Source organism: Pseudomonadota bacterium, assembly GCA_018823135.1.
GTDB lineage: Bacteria > Desulfobacterota > Desulfobulbia > Desulfobulbales > CALZHT01 > JAHJJF01.
Window position 1 is genome coordinate 1 of the sequence record JAHJJF010000139.1, and the last position, 15,285, is coordinate 15,285.

General features: G+C 49.2%; 14 protein-coding genes. 7 read left to right on the forward strand and 7 right to left on the reverse strand.

Going from position 1 to position 15,285, the window contains the following annotated elements; all coding sequences use genetic code 11:
- From KKE17_14275 to KKE17_14285, 3 genes are all read left to right on the forward strand, one after another.
- A partial coding sequence (locus tag KKE17_14275) for a hypothetical protein (GenBank protein ID MBU1711167.1) occupies positions 1-181 on the forward strand: 181 nt, incomplete at its 5' end.
- 196 nt (positions 182-377) lie between these two features.
- The gene (locus KKE17_14280; protein MBU1711168.1) at positions 378-716 is read left to right on the forward strand and encodes a hypothetical protein; all 339 of its coding nucleotides are present in this window, start codon (positions 378-380) and stop codon (positions 714-716) included.
- A gap of 27 nt (positions 717-743) precedes the next feature.
- Complete coding sequence (locus KKE17_14285; GenBank protein MBU1711169.1) at positions 744-1,628, forward strand: LysR family transcriptional regulator; 885 nt, start codon at positions 744-746, stop codon at positions 1,626-1,628.
- 19 nt (positions 1,629-1,647) lie between these two features.
- Here KKE17_14285 and rsmG read toward each other — a convergent pair whose 3' ends face one another.
- The 5 genes from rsmG to KKE17_14310 all read right to left on the reverse strand — a co-directional run bounded on the left by rsmG (position 1,648) and on the right by KKE17_14310 (position 7,624).
- Positions 1,648-2,310 carry a 16S rRNA (guanine(527)-N(7))-methyltransferase RsmG gene (gene rsmG, locus KKE17_14290; protein ID MBU1711170.1) on the reverse strand — a complete coding sequence of 221 codons (663 nt, stop codon included), beginning with the start codon at positions 2,308-2,310 and terminating at the stop codon, positions 1,648-1,650.
- Between the two features lie 38 nt (positions 2,311-2,348).
- On the reverse strand, positions 2,349-3,356 hold the full coding sequence (locus tag KKE17_14295) for a response regulator (GenBank protein MBU1711171.1): 1,008 nt from the start codon (positions 3,354-3,356) through the stop codon (positions 2,349-2,351).
- 266 nt (positions 3,357-3,622) lie between these two features.
- Entirely contained in the window at positions 3,623-4,945 is a 1,323-nt protein-coding gene (hisD, locus tag KKE17_14300) for a histidinol dehydrogenase (protein ID MBU1711172.1), read from the reverse strand.
- A gap of 230 nt (positions 4,946-5,175) precedes the next feature.
- Complete coding sequence (locus tag KKE17_14305; protein ID MBU1711173.1) at positions 5,176-5,811, reverse strand: hypothetical protein; 636 nt, start codon at positions 5,809-5,811, stop codon at positions 5,176-5,178.
- Between the two features lie 154 nt (positions 5,812-5,965).
- Positions 5,966-7,624 carry an NAD+ synthase gene (locus KKE17_14310; protein MBU1711174.1) on the reverse strand — a complete coding sequence of 553 codons (1,659 nt, stop codon included), beginning with the start codon at positions 7,622-7,624 and terminating at the stop codon, positions 5,966-5,968.
- A gap of 162 nt (positions 7,625-7,786) precedes the next feature.
- Between KKE17_14310 and polA the strand changes: the two genes are divergently transcribed.
- From polA to KKE17_14325, 3 genes are all read left to right on the forward strand, one after another.
- On the forward strand, positions 7,787-10,465 hold the full coding sequence (polA, locus tag KKE17_14315; protein ID MBU1711175.1) for a DNA polymerase I: 2,679 nt from the start codon (positions 7,787-7,789) through the stop codon (positions 10,463-10,465).
- A gap of 184 nt (positions 10,466-10,649) precedes the next feature.
- The gene (locus KKE17_14320; protein ID MBU1711176.1) at positions 10,650-10,961 is read left to right on the forward strand and encodes a hypothetical protein; all 312 of its coding nucleotides are present in this window, start codon (positions 10,650-10,652) and stop codon (positions 10,959-10,961) included.
- 173 nt (positions 10,962-11,134) lie between these two features.
- Complete coding sequence (locus tag KKE17_14325; protein MBU1711177.1) at positions 11,135-13,024, forward strand: SurA N-terminal domain-containing protein; 1,890 nt, start codon at positions 11,135-11,137, stop codon at positions 13,022-13,024.
- 121 nt (positions 13,025-13,145) lie between these two features.
- Here the strand turns inward: KKE17_14325 and KKE17_14330 are convergent, their stop codons facing one another.
- Both KKE17_14330 and plsY read right to left on the reverse strand, forming a co-directional pair.
- Entirely contained in the window at positions 13,146-13,463 is a 318-nt protein-coding gene (locus tag KKE17_14330; protein MBU1711178.1) for a J domain-containing protein, read from the reverse strand.
- Positions 13,460-14,077 carry a glycerol-3-phosphate 1-O-acyltransferase PlsY gene (gene plsY / locus KKE17_14335; protein MBU1711179.1) on the reverse strand — a complete coding sequence of 206 codons (618 nt, stop codon included), beginning with the start codon at positions 14,075-14,077 and terminating at the stop codon, positions 13,460-13,462. Before plsY ends, KKE17_14330 begins: the two co-directional genes overlap by 4 nt.
- Positions 14,078-14,448: 371 nt before the next feature.
- Between plsY and KKE17_14340 the strand changes: the two genes are divergently transcribed.
- A complete protein-coding gene (locus KKE17_14340; protein MBU1711180.1) occupies positions 14,449-15,192 on the forward strand; it encodes an HD domain-containing protein in 744 nt (247 codons plus the stop codon).
- Positions 15,193-15,285: the final 93 nt, after the last annotated feature.

The following is a 15,285-nucleotide window of genomic DNA, read 5'->3' on the forward strand; positions in this document are numbered from 1 at the left end:
AGGCCTTTCTCCTGATGCGACTCGTAAATTACATACCCCTTGCTGCGGAGGGGTTCGCTTGTGGTCGATTCTGCCTGAAAGTATACTGCAGTTTACTGCAAAAGAAGTACATTTTTTTCCTTCCCGGCTTTTCCGGATGCAATTGCGAAATCCTCGAATTATGGCAGCTTACACCGATTAAATTCTTCAACAATAACTTTATCCTAGACCGCAGTTTTCCAAATTGGTATGGTTAATGGATTAAATCGTCAATACCAATCGATAAACCCTCATAAAAAATATTTCGTCCGATTTGACTTATCCAGCACTGTCGTCAGTCGCATGAATCATTAGCACAAGGCCGTCGGCTATTCATTGTAAAAAAAGGAAGAAACAAAATGAACAAACAGGTGGTGTACATCAACTCGGATTCTTTAGGGCAGGGAGATGTTGAACTCGGAAAAAAACTTCTTGTCGTCTATCTGGAAACGCTCCTTGATTTTGCCGGAGATATCTCCCATATCCTGTTGATTAATTCAGGAGTAAAGCTTGCATGTGACGGCTCGGAAGTTCTCGGGATATTCGAGGAGCTCAGTGGCATGGACATTAAAATTCTTGCATGCGGAACCTGCCTGAATCATTTCGGCATTATGAAAACATTAAAATCCGGCACCGTTTCTAACATGTTTACGATAATCGACGTGAAGACAAAATCCTCCAGGATACTCATGCCCTGATTACTTAAAATGAAAAGGAGAGGATGAATGGATATCCATCACCTTAAGATTTTCTCCTCGGTATACCGGGAAAAAAGTTTTACCAAGGCTTCCTCAGCACTTCATATCAGTCAGCCGACAATCAGCGAGCATATCAAAAATCTTGAAAAGGAACTCGGCTGCAACCTCTTTGACCGGCTCGGACGCACGATAATACCTACAAAAGAAGCTGATTTTCTTTTCCCGCGCGCATTAAAAATCATGGAAGACATTGACCGGCTCCATGATGATCTTTTTTCGACCAGCGATGAAATCAAGGGAGAAATTATCATCGGCGCTAGCACCATCCCCGGAACATACATTCTGCCGTCACTGGCGGTTCAATTCAAAAAGAAGCATCCCGGAGTTTCCTTTGAAATCAAGATCGAGGACACCGAAAGAATAACCCGGATGGTCTTGAATCATGAACTGCTCTGCGCAGTGGTCGGCGCTCGCATGGAGCCGGAAAAACTCTATTACATCCCTATTGTGGAAGATGAACTGGTCCTGGTCGGCCTGGATACGGTGATCCCGGACAATATCGGCTCGATAATCGATCTGTACCATCTTCCTTTTCTGAACCGGGAAAAAGGCTCAGGCACCCGGAAGATAATGGAGGATTTTCTGGCCCGGGCCGGGGCGGAACCAGACCGGCTTGATATCGTGGCAACTCTCGGCTCAACCGCAGCCGTAAAAGAAGCGGTCAAGGCCGGGCTCGGAGTCTCCATTCTTTCCAGACTTGCAGTCCAGGAAGAGCTTCATAAAGGATCATTCAGGATTTTGCCGATTAAAGGCCTTGCAATGAAGCGCAGTTTCTACTGGATTGGTCATAAAAAGCGGACACTTCCGAACCAGTATCAGGCATTTAATACCTTTATTACCAAATCCTTATGATTTCAAAAGACTCCTGCTGTTATTGATTTTTCTCTTTGGTAAATACCAGGAGTGTGCGATGGGCCCGAGAGAAGGGCAGTGCGCATGAAACTTTTTGGGTAAGAGAATACCTGGACAAAATGGTTTTGTGCTGAATAGCGAGAAGTTCTTCTTCCGCCTTTGGACCTTTCATGCAGATAATTTTGCCATTGACCGCACAATAAGGATCCACAAGCCTCAGAAAGCTTTCCATGTCTGTAAAGGCCCTGCTGGTGATCAACGAAAACGGGCCGATGGCTGAAACTTGCTTTTGTTCCAGCCTTTGAGAAAGAACCGAAATATTTTGAAGCGCAAGGGTCCTTATGACGTGCTTCAAAAACGAAACCCGCTTTAAGCGCGGCTCAACCAGCGTTACCTGCAGTTCACGGCAGACGGCCTGCAGGACAAGACCGGGAAAACCTGCGCCGCTTCCGACATCGAGAAGACTTGCCGACTCCCGGGACTCTATGATTTTAAGAAGGGTGAGGGAATCTAAAAAATGATTTTCAAGGATCTGCTCGGGCGCGGCCTGGGCAACAAGATTCATTTTCTTGTTCCAGCGGCAGAGTTCTTCAAAGTACCGGCAGAGTAAGCTGATTGTCTGCCGGTCAACTTCAAGGCCCATGATCGCCAGGCCTTTTATCAGAAAATCATCAGGTTTCATAAAGACAGGAGAAGTCCGGAGAGCAGGAAAGAACCCGGCTACTGGATATCTTTGACCTTAATGGTCATATTATTCCATGGCAGAATTTCCCTGACCGCCTGCTCACCGTGGAGCTGTCCGCATGCGGCGCTCTGGAAAAGTCCGTTATCGATCCGACAGATAAAGGTTTTATCGCCGAAGTCGATTTCAATAACGCTCGATGCCATATCAATGCCCTGAGCGCTGAAAAAATCCGCAAGCGAAGAGCCCTTCAGAGACTCCTTGCCGGCAGCATCCAAAACTTCAAGGATATGCGTGGCAAGTTCAGTCGGGTCGATGGGCTTGATAAGATGCTTGATGCCGCCAAGCTTGTTCACTCTTTTGTGCATCTCCGGAAAATCAAAGATACTCATGGCCATGAAAGGAACAATGGAATGATTCAACTGAATATGGGCCATGAGCTCAAAGCCATCCATTTCAGGCATTTTGAGGGCCGTCACAACCAGGTCGACATGGGCGGTTTCCAGGACCCGTAAGGCGAGTTTACCGTTGGCCGCCGTAAGAACCGTAAACTTATTCGCATATTCTTTCAGGGACGCTGACAGGGTAGCCAGAAAAGACTTGTCATTATCAACCAGCAACACTGTTTTGGGCCCGGTATTGATAATTTTCTTGGGGGTTCCTATAAAAAAATCATCGACAAGAATCCCTTTTACAAAATTACAGATGCCTTTTTCTTTATCGGCCATCTGGATTTCAAGGCGAAAATTTTTCAGTTCCATCTTGAGGATATCAAGAAAACGAAAAAGAGGGATGCCCTTTTTTCTGACTGGTGCCGGCAGTGGCGTTCCAGCCGCATCTGCATGCGGGGCTAAGGTTTTCTGCCCACCGCCATCGGCAAGATGTTTCTCCGCCGCTGTAGCACTTTCCTCCGGGGCGGGCTGAGTCTTTCTATGGGTACGACCATCCCGGTGAGTTATCTTGACGAGTTCCTCAAGCTCTGAGGTGGTGGTATCCTGAACGCGGTCCGCCTCAACTCCCAGAAGTTCGTCTAGTATATTCCCCATGGTGGATTTCTCTTTATTATCTTAATCTTTGCCCGTCCCTGCCATAATCTTTACTATAAGAACAAGGCCGTAAATGTGTCAATCTATTCCCGGATGGACACGTAAAAAGTCCATCGTACCGCATAAGATGGCTAGATAAAAAGTTGCTATACAAGGAGTAGTGGCGTAGCGAAAGCGGAGGCATACATTTTGGTATGTCGAGCATATTGCAAACCCACTACGACACAGAAGAGCAACTTTTTATGACGCCATCATTCTCTGTGAAATTATTTGTCGGAAGGCGGGTTATCGAGTCGCACCGAAACCGAGCGGGCATGGGCGGTGAGACCTTCCAGCCCGGCCAATCTGAGGATATGCTGGGCATCGTGGACGAGCTGCTCCCTGGAATAGGAGATAATGCTCGATTTTTTTTGAAAAGTTTCGACGCCGAGGGCTGACGAGAACCTTGCGGTTCCCATAGTGGGGAGAACATGATTCGGGCCTGCGACATAATCTCCGGCTGCCTCCGGAGAATGGTCGCCTAGAAAAATCGCGCCTGCGTGCCGGATTTTAGAGAGAAGCGCCTGAGGATCGGCAACCATGAGCTCCAGATGTTCGGCAGCGATTTTGTTGGCAATCTCCACCGCCTCATCCAGATCTTCAGCGATAAGAATGACTCCTCGATCTTTGAGCGATGTTCGCGCGATGCTCTGACGGGAGAGGAGCCCAAGCTGAATTTCAAGCTCCTTGTTTACCTGGGTTGCAATATTTTTACTGGTAGTGACCACCATTGCCAGGGCCTGAGGATCGTGCTCAGCCTGGGCCAGCATATCAGCGGCGATATACGCCGGATGTGCGGTTTCATCGGCAACAATCAGCACTTCGCTGGGGCCGGCGATCATATCAATCCGCACCCGCCCGGAAACCTGCCTTTTTGCTTCGGTCACATACTGATTTCCCGGGCCGACAATGACATCAACCGGGCGTAAATTCTGCGTGCCGTAAGCCAGCGATGCAATGGCCCAGGCGCTGCCGATTTTATATATTTCCCGGATGCCGATTTTTTTGGCAGCAAGAAGAAGGGCCGGATTTACTTTGCCGTGTTTGTCTGCAGGAGTCACCAGAACAATACGTTTCACCCCGGCGATAACCGCCGGAATGCCGTTCATCAGCACCGAGGAGACCAGCGGGGTCTGGCCGCCCTGGCCGCCCGGCACATAGAGGCCGGCGGAATCAACAGGATTCACCAGACGTCCGGTAATCGTGCCATGATCCCCGGTAATCGTCCATGACTCTTCTTTTTCTCTAAGATGAAAGGTCCGGATCCGCTCGATGGCGAAATCCAGGGTTTCCTGAATCGCAGCAGCAACTTGTGATTCTGCGGCATCAAGCTCTTCGCGGCTTACTTTAAGCTGCTCGCCGGTGATTTCAGGAGAATCAAATTTCCGGGTATATTGAAGCACTGCCGCTTCGCCGTTTTCCCGCACATTGGCAATAATCTCAGAAACAGCATCCTTGCATTGACTGCCGGTGGGCTGAAATCGGTCCAATAAATCGTTGAGGTATTTTTTGCCCTCCGGCGAGACCGTTTTATACGGGGGTATTATCATTGTCTTGTGCTTCCTCTATGAACTGAAACGGTGCCCGAACCCGAAGATTTTATGCCTTTTGAAAAGCTTGGCACAACTGGTTAATTTATCCACTGTTCCTGTTCAAAATAACTCACCCGCCGCGCGAGCCGAACAGGCCGAATCGACATGGGACAAAAGGATCTTTTCCCTCTTTGGTTAATAACGCAGCGATTGCCTTGCAAGGGCCACAGGTGATTCGGCTGGAGTTATTAATCCTTTTTGATGGTTTTAATCGTATCCTTGCTATAGCCGACTATGCCGCCGTATTGTTCCACAAAAATTTTGTTATCGTCTTCTTCATAGGCCTGCGTAAAAATAGACCTCCCATCGGTAAATGTAATTATATATTGGGATATCTGGTTTACGCTCTTCTTGATCAATTCACCGAACACCCAGCCGGTGATACCTTCATGAATACCCTCTAAAATCTGCACTCGGCAGGCCACGAGGTCATAACCCTCGCTATACAGATTCATATATGAAGGTCCTGGTTCATTTTCCGGTGAAAGATACGCATCCTTCATTTTAAAAGGGACTTCCTCGAGGATTTGAACCGGCGTGGGGGTGTCGATCTCGACGATATTCTGAGAATTATAGTTGGTCCGCCGCCCATCTTTAAATAGCGGCTGCTCGATGCGCTGCCGCCAGATATCGGATTTCAACGTTGCGGCAAGGGTTTCACTGATAAATACCAGTGCGCCACTTTGTACGGTATTGCGGTTTTCAGCGGCTATGACATTTGAAGATAAGACAAAAAACATAAGCAGCAAAACTTGCAACCCGTAAAGGCGCATTGTTCCCGACCTTTTAATTAACCCCTCGTGACTATTCATTTTGTTCATCATAAAACATATCCTGAATCAAGGAATTTCATGGCGAAAATCTTTATACCCGCCCACATAATAATAAGAAAAACTAAATCTGTCTCCCGGATTGACAGCACAACTATATCAAATCAAAAGCAAGGGGAAAATATCAGACCCGGCGTGAGGAGAATTCCTAGAAATTCTCGCTGTAATTTTCAACTGTTGGATAGCGCCTGCCGTAGCCGAAGGCCTTGGATGTCACCTTTAATCCCATTGGAGCCTGTTTTCTTTTATACTCGTTTCGGTTCACCCGGTTAACCACATCGGTAACAATTTCCCGATCAAAACCCATTTGAATTATTTCAGCCATTCCCTTGTTTTCTTCCAGATAGGCGGCAAGGATCGGATCAAGTATTTCATAGGGCGGCAGGTCGTCCTGGTCTTTCTGGTTGAAGGCGAGTTCGGCGGAGGGAGGCCGCTCAATGGTGCGCCAGGGGATTATCTCCTTTTCCCGGTTAATCAGCCGCGAAAGCTTGTAGACCAAAAGTTTAGGGACATCAGCAATCACTGCCAGACCGCCGCTCATATCGCCGTACAGGGTGCAGTAGCCCACCGCCATTTCCGACTTATTGCCGGTTGTCAGCAACAACGAGCCGAATTTGTTTGAAAAGGCCATGAGCAGATTACCACGGATCCGGGCCTGGATATTCTGCTCGGTAACGCCGGGCGGCTGATCAGGAAAAAACGGATCCAGGGTTTCAAGAAAGGCATCGAATACATAATTTATCGATATGATTTCAAAATTAATCCCCAGATTTTGCGCAAGAAGCCTTGCATCGTCAATACTCGCCTGTGATGTGTAGGGCGAGGGCAAAGCTACGCCCAGAATATTTTCCGGACCCAGCGCCCTTGCGGCAATGCTTGCTGTGAGCGCCGAATCAACGCCGCCGCTTAATCCCAGCACCCCTTTGCTGAAACCGCTTTTTGTAACATAATCCCTGGTGCCAAGAACAAGGGCTTCAAGCACCTGCGGCGTCTCATGATCATCGTCGATGGCTTCCTTTGAAGATGAAACCAGCCGCTCCGTATCAATGACCAGCATATCTTCTTCAAACTGTCTGGCCGCGGCAATGATTTCACCGTTGCTGTTCATGCAAAGGCTCAATCCTTCAAAAATCAGCGAATCCTGGCCGCCCACCTGATTGACATACAGCAGGGGAAGCTTGTTCCGAATGCAATGGGTTGCAAATATTTCACGTTTGATCCTGCCGGCGCCGATTCGAAAAGGCGATGCCGCGATGTTGATCAGAATCTCCGGCGGGCCAGCGGGATCGGCAAGCAAATCCGCCACCGGGTCCCGGTCATACAGCCTGCGGCGAAACACCGCCGGATCATTCCAGAGGTCCTCGCATATGGTAATTCCCAGCCGTAAACCGCGATACAGAAAGGTCTTACTCTCCCTGGCAGGCTCAAAATAACGGCTCTCGTCAAACACATCATAGGTGGGCAGCAACCGTTTGTGGGCGCTGGCAAGAATCCTGCCGTTTTCAAACAGAATGGCGCTGTTGTGCAGCAGCTTGCCGGTGTCTGCGGTGTGCCTGGTTATTGCGCCGCAGAGCACGGCGATATCCGTGCTGCCCTTGACCAGCAAATTCACGGCATTGTCATGGTCCTGCAAAAAAGCCGGGCGCTCAAGGAGGTCCTGGGGCGGATAGCCACTGACCGCCAGTTCCGGAAACACCGCAAGATCGCACCCGGCATTCCTGGCCTTGTCAATCCAATGAAAAATTTTATCGATATTATATTTGAAGTCCCCGATGATCGGGTTCGTTTGGATGATGGCGATTTTCATGGACGCCACTATAGCACAGTTGTTTTTCCTTTGGGTAATGAAAAAAGAAACTCACGCTGCCGGCATGTTAAAAATACAATCATTCAGACCACCGGAATGGTTTTTATCAGTTCCATCGTTTTTTCCTTTTGCAATTTGCCGATTGCACACTACAATCCCCGCATGTCAAAACAAGAACCAGTGTATCTAATAGATGGCAGCGCCTACATTTACCGCGCCTACCACGCCGTGGCGCCTCTCACCAACAGCAAGGGGCAGCCCACCCACGCGGTGTACGGCTTTACCAATATCCTGCTGCGGGTCCTACGCGAAAAAACTCCGAAATATCTGGCAATGGTCTTTGATGCCAAGGGGCCGACGTTCCGGCATGAACTCTATCCAGAATATAAAGCCAACCGTCCGCCCATGCCTGATGACCTCATCTCGCAACTGCAGCTGATCCGGGATGTGGTAAAAGCCTATAATATCACCAGTCTCGAACAACAGGGGTATGAGGCGGATGATCTCATTGCCGCCGCAGCCACCAGATTGCAAAAACTGGGAATTCCGGTGATCATCGTCTCGGGGGATAAAGACCTGCTGCAGCTGGTCTCGGAAACCGTCACGCTCTGGGACCCGATGAACAACCGCTTCATGGATCCCGAAGCGGTGCAGAAAAAATACAATGTGCCGCCGGAAAAACTCCTGGACCTGTATGCGCTGATCGGCGATTCGTCGGACAATATCCCCGGCGTCCCCGGTGTCGGCCCCAAAACCGCTGAAAAACTGATCAATCAGTTCGGTTCGCTGGAGTCGATGTATGATCAGCTCGATCAGGTGGACAAAGCCAAACTCAAAGAAAAGCTTCTTGCCAATAAAGACCAGGCCTTTAAGTCCCGTGACCTGATCCGCCTTGATATTGAAGTGCAGACCCCCACGGCTCTCGATGACTATTTGATCCCGGCGCCCGACGAACAAAAGCTCAGAGAAATATTCACGGAACTGGAATTCACCAGGCTGCTGAAAAGTGAAACCAGGAGTGAGGCCCTTTCCACGGAAGGATTTCAGCTGGTGTCATCAACCGCTGAACTTGACACACTTATCAAATCTATTGCAAATGCCGAGCTTCTGGTGCTTGACACCGAAACATCCTCGCTGGACCCGCTGGTTGCGGAGCTTGCCGGGATTTCTCTGTGTATCGATGCAAAGGAAGCCTTTTATCTGCCCATGGGGCACCGGGATGAAAACGGCGAGCTCTTCCCGGGACAACTGGATTATGACCAGACGATCAACACGCTTAAGCCAATCCTTGAGAATCCAGATCTGCCAAAGCTCTGCCATAACCTGAAATACGATTACGCAGTGCTCAAAACCCACGGAATAACCCTGGCAGGTCCCTTGCTGGATACGATGATCGCCTCCTATCTGCTGGATCCGGGCCGGAGATCCAACAAGCTTGACGACTTAAGCGAAGCCATTCTTGACCGCCGGCTTACACCCTTTGCCGAGGTCACCGAAAAAGACAAACGCTCGGACGCCTTTATCTATGTGCCGGTTGATAAAGCAAAGGATTACTCCTGCGAAGATGTGGTTGCAACCCTGCTGCTCTGGGAGGTTTTCAAACCCAAACTCAAAGAATTACATCTCTGGGAACTCTTCAGCGATCTGGAAATGCCCCTGGTGCCCATTCTCGCCGACATGGAACGAAGCGGTATTAACGTCGACCCGGCACTGCTCGCCGATCTTTCCCTGGAGTTCAGCGACAAGCTTGCCAAGCTGGAGCAGGAAATCCATACCCTTGCCGGCGAGGAATTCAATATCAACTCACCCCAGCAATTAGGGGTTATCCTCTTTGACAAGTTAAGTCTTCCCCTGGGCAGAAAGACCAAGACCGGCTATTCCACCGACGTCAAGGTGCTGGAAAAACTCTGCACTTATCATGATCTGCCCGCCGCAGTGATCACCCACCGCAACTGGAGCAAACTGAAATCAACCTATATCGACAGGCTGCAGAGCCAGATCCATCCCAAAACCGGCAGGATTCACACGTCCTTTAATCAGGGCGTCACCGCCACCGGCCGCCTGAGCAGCAGCAATCCCAATCTGCAGAATATTCCGATCCGCACCGAAGAAGGCCAGCGCATCCGCCAGGCATTTGTTCCGGCGCAGGGTAAGATTTTCCTGGCTGCCGATTATTCACAGATCGATCTCAGGGTCTTTGCCCATTATTCCCAGGATCCCGCATTGCTCAAAGCCTTCAGATCCGGCCAGGACATCCACAGCCAAACGGCTGCGGAAATCTTCCGGGTCAATGCGGCCTTCATTTCAAAGGAAATGCGCCGGGTGGCAAAAACCATCAACTTCGGCATAGTTTACGGCATGAGCGCATTCGGGCTGGCAAGCCAGCTGAACATCAGCCGCAAGGAAGCGGGCACCTTTATCAAGCGCTATTTCGAGCATTTTGCCGGGGTCAAATCCTTTATGGAGCATATCATTGAACAGGCGCGGCAAGACGGCTTTGTAACCACCCTCCTGCATCGCCGCCGCCTGCTTCCGGACATCAACAGCAAAAACAAAACCCTGCGGGAATTCGCCGAACGCACGGCGATCAATACCCCGATCCAGGGGACAGCGGCGGACATTATCAAACTGGCAACCATTAAATGCGTTGAGGCTATCCTTGCCGCAGGGTTAAGCGCCAAACTGCTCCTGCAGATCCACGATGAACTGGTCTTTGAACTTCCTGAAAAAGAAGCCGCCGGTACCGGGAAAATCGTCAAGGAAGTAATGGAATCGGTGATGAAGCTCGACGTGCCCTTGATCGTCAATCTCAAAACCGGCACCAACCTTGCCGAAACGTAAGAATCAAGTCATCTCTTTTTTCGGAAGACAGGATTGAATTCTGTTCCAAAATGAGCTCAATCCCTCCCACCATAATCCCTTATTTTCAACGATTAATAAGGCAAAACAAGGCGGCATCGGGTATTATGCTGGCACACAGAAGACCCACGAGCTATTCCGTAAACCCTTGCACAATCCATAAAAGATGAAAAAGTATAGATTACTTATAAACGGCAGGAATTTCCTGATCGATACGGATGGCAAACCGAAAAAGTACGGATTTTTCCAGAATATGTTTCTGGAGGCCCACAGCCCCAAACAGGCTGAAAAACTGGCGCTGGCCAAACTCTGGCACGACAGGGAACTGCAGGGGGCAATCCTCAACCCCAAAAACGATCCGCCCAGAATCACCCTAGAGACCTTCTGGGAAATGGATGCGCTGGAATATTTAGGCCACCCCGTGGAAACCGGCCGCACGTTTTATCCTGAAAAGAAGTGGTGGCAGTTCTGGAAATAAGTTTCACTTCCATCCTCAAACCCTTTCAGAGTCTCAAATAATGCCATTCCCACCATCTATCCTTAAAAATGGCTGTACAAATCCATCAAATCTGGTTTATTTGTCTGGTTGTTGTAATCGAACATACTTACATAATAAGAAATAATTTCTTCGAATAGCAGGAGTCGTCAAACATGCTTGATTTAATGCGCCGCAAGGCCCAGTCACCCTATCTGCAGGCAACTGTGGTAATTATCATCCTGGTCTTTATCTTCTGGGGAGTCGGCACCAACCAGGGCAATGGCCCCAATATTGTAGCCTCTGTCAATGGCGACAATATTTCCTTTGAAGAATACAAAAGGACCTACGACCGGGCGTATAACCAGATGCGCGAGCAGTTCGGCGGCAATATCCCCGCAAGCCTCCTAGAAAACCTGGATATTAAAAACCAGGTGGTGGAGCAGCTGATCCAGCAGGCCCTGGTCCATCAAGGCGCCCAGGAAATGAACATTCTTATCAGCAAACGCGAACTGCAGGATAAAATCCTTGAAATGGAGGCTTTTAAAAACCAGGACCGCTTTGATATCAAGCTCTATAAAGAAATCCTTGCAGGCTCAAAAATGACCGAGGCGGATTTTGAGGCCAGCCTGCGCTATGACCTGCTTACCACGAAAGTCATTGCGACCCTTTCCCGGTTTTCAAGCCTGGCGCCCGGAGATGTCGAAACACGTATCGCCTATGACAACGAAGAGATTAAATTCCAATATCTCAAGTTTAATGCTGAAGATTTCAAAAAGAAAGTAACGGTGAGCGACACCGACCTTGCCGCCTATTTCGGAAAAAATAAAGACGCCTACAAAACCCAGCCGCAACTCAAAATTAAATATCTGAGCTTCCTCTTTGAGGATGACAAAGACAGCATCGCACTCTCCAATGAGGAAATTTCCGCCTATTACAATAATAATCTGGACAGCTATGCCTCCCCTGAGATGAGAGACACCAGGCATATCCTGATTAAAACCGCTGAAAACGCCTCTGCCGAGCAAGTCAATGCCAAACGGCAACAGGCGGAAGAAGTCCTGGCTCAATTAAAAACCGGAAAAAGCTTTGAAGCGCTGGCCAAGGAGTACTCCGAAGACTCTTCAGCATCACAAGGAGGAAAAATCGGCAAGATCGCCTGGGGCCAAACAGTAAAACCTTTTGAGGCTGCCGCCTTTGCCCTCAAGGTGGGCGAAACAAGCGATGTGGTCAAAAGCCGTTTCGGCTTTCATATAATCAGGGTTGATGCAATCGAAATGCCCTCGGTAAAAAAACTCGAAGATGTCCGGGGTGCTATCGAAGCGACCCTGAAAAAAGATAAGGCAAAAAACCTGACCTTCAAAAAAGCCAATGAGGCGTATGAAAAGCTGATCCTTTCCGGGAGCATTGATAAATATGCCCAGGCGGAAAAGACTGCAATCAAGGAAACCGATTTTTTCTCGCGGCAGAATCCACCCAAGGGGCCGGCAGGCGACATGGTCATTGTCAATGCCGCCTTTCAGTTGAAAAAAGGCGAGTTGAGCTCGCTTATTGAAGGAACGAACGGTTACTTCATCCTCTTTGCCGAAGACAGCAAGGAGTCTGCCGTCCCTGCCCTTGAAACCGTGAAGAAAGAAGTTGAAAAAGCCTATAGCAGCGACCGTGCAAAAGAGCTCGCCAAAGAGGCGGCGGCAAACGTTCTCGCCAAACTCAAAGATAATGGCGACATTGCAACCCTTGCCAAGGAAACGGCGGCGAAACTGAACAGTTCGGAATTTGTTTCCCGCACCAACCTTACAAGCCCTGATGTTCCCACACCGGTGATCAATGCAGCGCTCGACCTCTGGGAACAGCAACCCTTGCCCGAAGAGATTATTGCCGCCGGCGACTCATTCTATGTCGTTAGCTTCAAAGAGAAAAAAGCTGCAGACCCCCAAGTAATCGCGGAAAAGGAAAAAGAGATTGCCGATGCTCTCAAGAAAGAAAACGAGGCAAGACTTTTCACCGCCTGGCTTGAATTCCTCCGTTCCCGTTCAGAAATAACCATCAACGAGCAGCTGTTATAGAAAAATCAGTGACGAGTGACGAGTGACGAGTGACGAGTGACGAGTGACGAGTGACGAGTGACGAGTGACGAGTGACGAAAAAATACTTCACATCGTAAAACGATTCACTATTTACTTGTCACTATTTACTGTTTCCACCCTTTCCCCATAAAGGATCCTGGCCGAACCGGTCAAACCACCACTCCTCCGCATTCTGAGATTCGCCCTCCTCTACAACTAATGGACATCGATACTGCGAGCAGTATTCAATAAGCAGCTGATAGGCCTCGGTGATTTCCTGCATTTTTTGTGTATCCGCCGTTCCCTCAGGAGATGTATCGGGATGATGCTTTTTGGAAAGCCGCCGGAAAGCGGCCTTTATCTCCTTGATACTGGCGTGCCCTTCAAACCCCAGCAAGCCGGCGGCCCTGGCAATATCATGACGCTTGGCGCTGCTCACTTACCACCAGCCTGGTCCTGAGGCGCCTTTTTCCAGCTTTTTTCCTGGTGATTCAGCAAACGTCTGATATTTTCATGGTGCTTTACCCAGATCAGTGCAGCGATGAGCGCCGCAAGAATCATATGGTCGGCGCTTCCCCCGAGAATCCAGATTAAAAGCGGAATTGCTGCGGAAGCAACCAACGATCCCAACGACACATATCCCCAGATCGCCACCACAAAAACAAAAACAACCAGGTCCCCAAGAATGGCCAGGGGCTCAAGGTAGAGAAAGACCCCCAGGGCGGTGGCCACCCCTTTCCCCCCCCGGAAACGGAGATAGACGGGATACAGGTGCCCGAGAAACGCTGCAAAACCACAGGCAGGAACGATAATGTCCAACAGTTGATGATCACGAAAAAAATGGGCGGCAAGCACCATGGGGAGCACGCCTTTGGCAATATCTCCCATAAGTGTCAACAGGCCGAGCTTTTTGCCGAGCAGCCGGCTGACATTAGTTGCGCCGATATTGCCGCTGCCGGATTTTCTGACATCAACGCCTGAGAGTTTGCCAAGGACAAGCCCCCATGGAATGGAGCCGACAAGATACGATATGAGGATAATTACCGGGATCATTATTATTAAACCTTTTCTGAAAGTCCACACTCAACTTTCCGGCGTTCGTTGTCAGATTGTAATTACAAGACAATAATTTTGAAGTCAGAAGTCAGGAGGCAGAATTCAGAAAAAAACAAAAATCAGTTATTCTGGCTCCTGACTCCTGACTCCTGACTCCTAGAGTCCTAGAAGATATAATATATCCAGAAAGTTGAGGTAGTCATTTTAGCATTATTTTTCTGGATTCACTCTCTTTTTCCCTTGATGAATCCGGTCTTCAACAAAAAAACACACCTTCTTGATTTAAGTCAAAGGAGAATGCATAGTTTGTTGATAGGATGGAGCCATAAACAAGACAACTTCTTTTACTCAATACACGGAGGGCGGCCATGCAATGCCCCGGACAGGACAGCAGATACTGGGATTCGGAAGCCATCTTTGAAGGAAAATGCACCAAGTGCAACGAGATTGTTGAGTTCTTCAAAGACGATAACAGCCGGAAGTGTAAAAATTGCGGCACGAAAGTCCTGAACCCGCGAATAGATTTTGGTTGCGCAACTTATTGCCCTTACGCAGAACAATGCCTGGGCTCCCTGCCGCCTGAACTGCTTGCCATGAAAAAAGACCTGCTCAAAGACCGGGTGGCCATTGAAATGAAACGGTATTTTGACGGCGACTTCAAACGGATCGGGCATGCTACAAGGGTAGCCCGCCACGCCGGGGCAATCAACAAGATCGAACAGGGAAATCCCGCGGTTATCCTGAACGCCGCATATCTGCACGATATCGGCATCAAGGAGGCCGAGCACAAATTCAACAGCGCCTCCCCCCGTTATCAGCATCAGGAAGGGCCGCCGGTTGCCAGGGAAATCCTCGCAAAACTCGGCGCCGACCAGGAGGTAATCGATGAGGTCTGCGACATCATCGGCCATCACCATCATCCCAGGGAAAACGAAACACTCAATTTCAAGGTCCTGTATGATGCCGACCTCATTGCAAACCTTGAAGACAAACATAAAGAATCCCCGATCACCGGGGAACGATGCCAGGAAATCATTAACAAATCATTCCTGACCGGTGGCGGCAAACAGGTTGCACAAGAAGTTTTTGCTCAAATGTTGATGAAACCTTAACAGGGCCTGATACATTCAACATTTTACAGGCGCAAGAGCTTTCCGGATGTCAGACAACAAAACGGTCTGACGATTGACACGTGCTTTTTACGA

Bases quoted from the DNA above. Each gene is read 5' to 3' on its own strand.
- KKE17_14280 (MBU1711168.1), top strand. From the start codon at position 378: ATGAACAAACAGGTGGTGTACATCAACTCGGATTCTTTAGGGCAGGGA.
- KKE17_14285 (MBU1711169.1), top strand. From the start codon at position 744: ATGGATATCCATCACCTTAAGATTTTCTCCTCGGTATACCGGGAAAAA.
- rsmG (MBU1711170.1), bottom strand. From the start codon at position 2,310: ATGAAACCTGATGATTTTCTGATAAAAGGCCTGGCGATCATGGGCCTT.
- KKE17_14295 (MBU1711171.1), bottom strand. From the start codon at position 3,356: ATGGGGAATATACTAGACGAACTTCTGGGAGTTGAGGCGGACCGCGTT.
- hisD (MBU1711172.1), bottom strand. From the start codon at position 4,945: ATGATAATACCCCCGTATAAAACGGTCTCGCCGGAGGGCAAAAAATAC.
- KKE17_14305 (MBU1711173.1), bottom strand. From the start codon at position 5,811: ATGATGAACAAAATGAATAGTCACGAGGGGTTAATTAAAAGGTCGGGA.
- KKE17_14310 (MBU1711174.1), bottom strand. From the start codon at position 7,624: ATGAAAATCGCCATCATCCAAACGAACCCGATCATCGGGGACTTCAAA.
- polA (MBU1711175.1), top strand. From the start codon at position 7,787: ATGTCAAAACAAGAACCAGTGTATCTAATAGATGGCAGCGCCTACATT.
- KKE17_14320 (MBU1711176.1), top strand. From the start codon at position 10,650: ATGAAAAAGTATAGATTACTTATAAACGGCAGGAATTTCCTGATCGAT.
- KKE17_14325 (MBU1711177.1), top strand. From the start codon at position 11,135: ATGCTTGATTTAATGCGCCGCAAGGCCCAGTCACCCTATCTGCAGGCA.
- plsY (MBU1711179.1), bottom strand. From the start codon at position 14,077: ATGATCCCGGTAATTATCCTCATATCGTATCTTGTCGGCTCCATTCCA.
- KKE17_14340 (MBU1711180.1), top strand. From the start codon at position 14,449: ATGCAATGCCCCGGACAGGACAGCAGATACTGGGATTCGGAAGCCATC.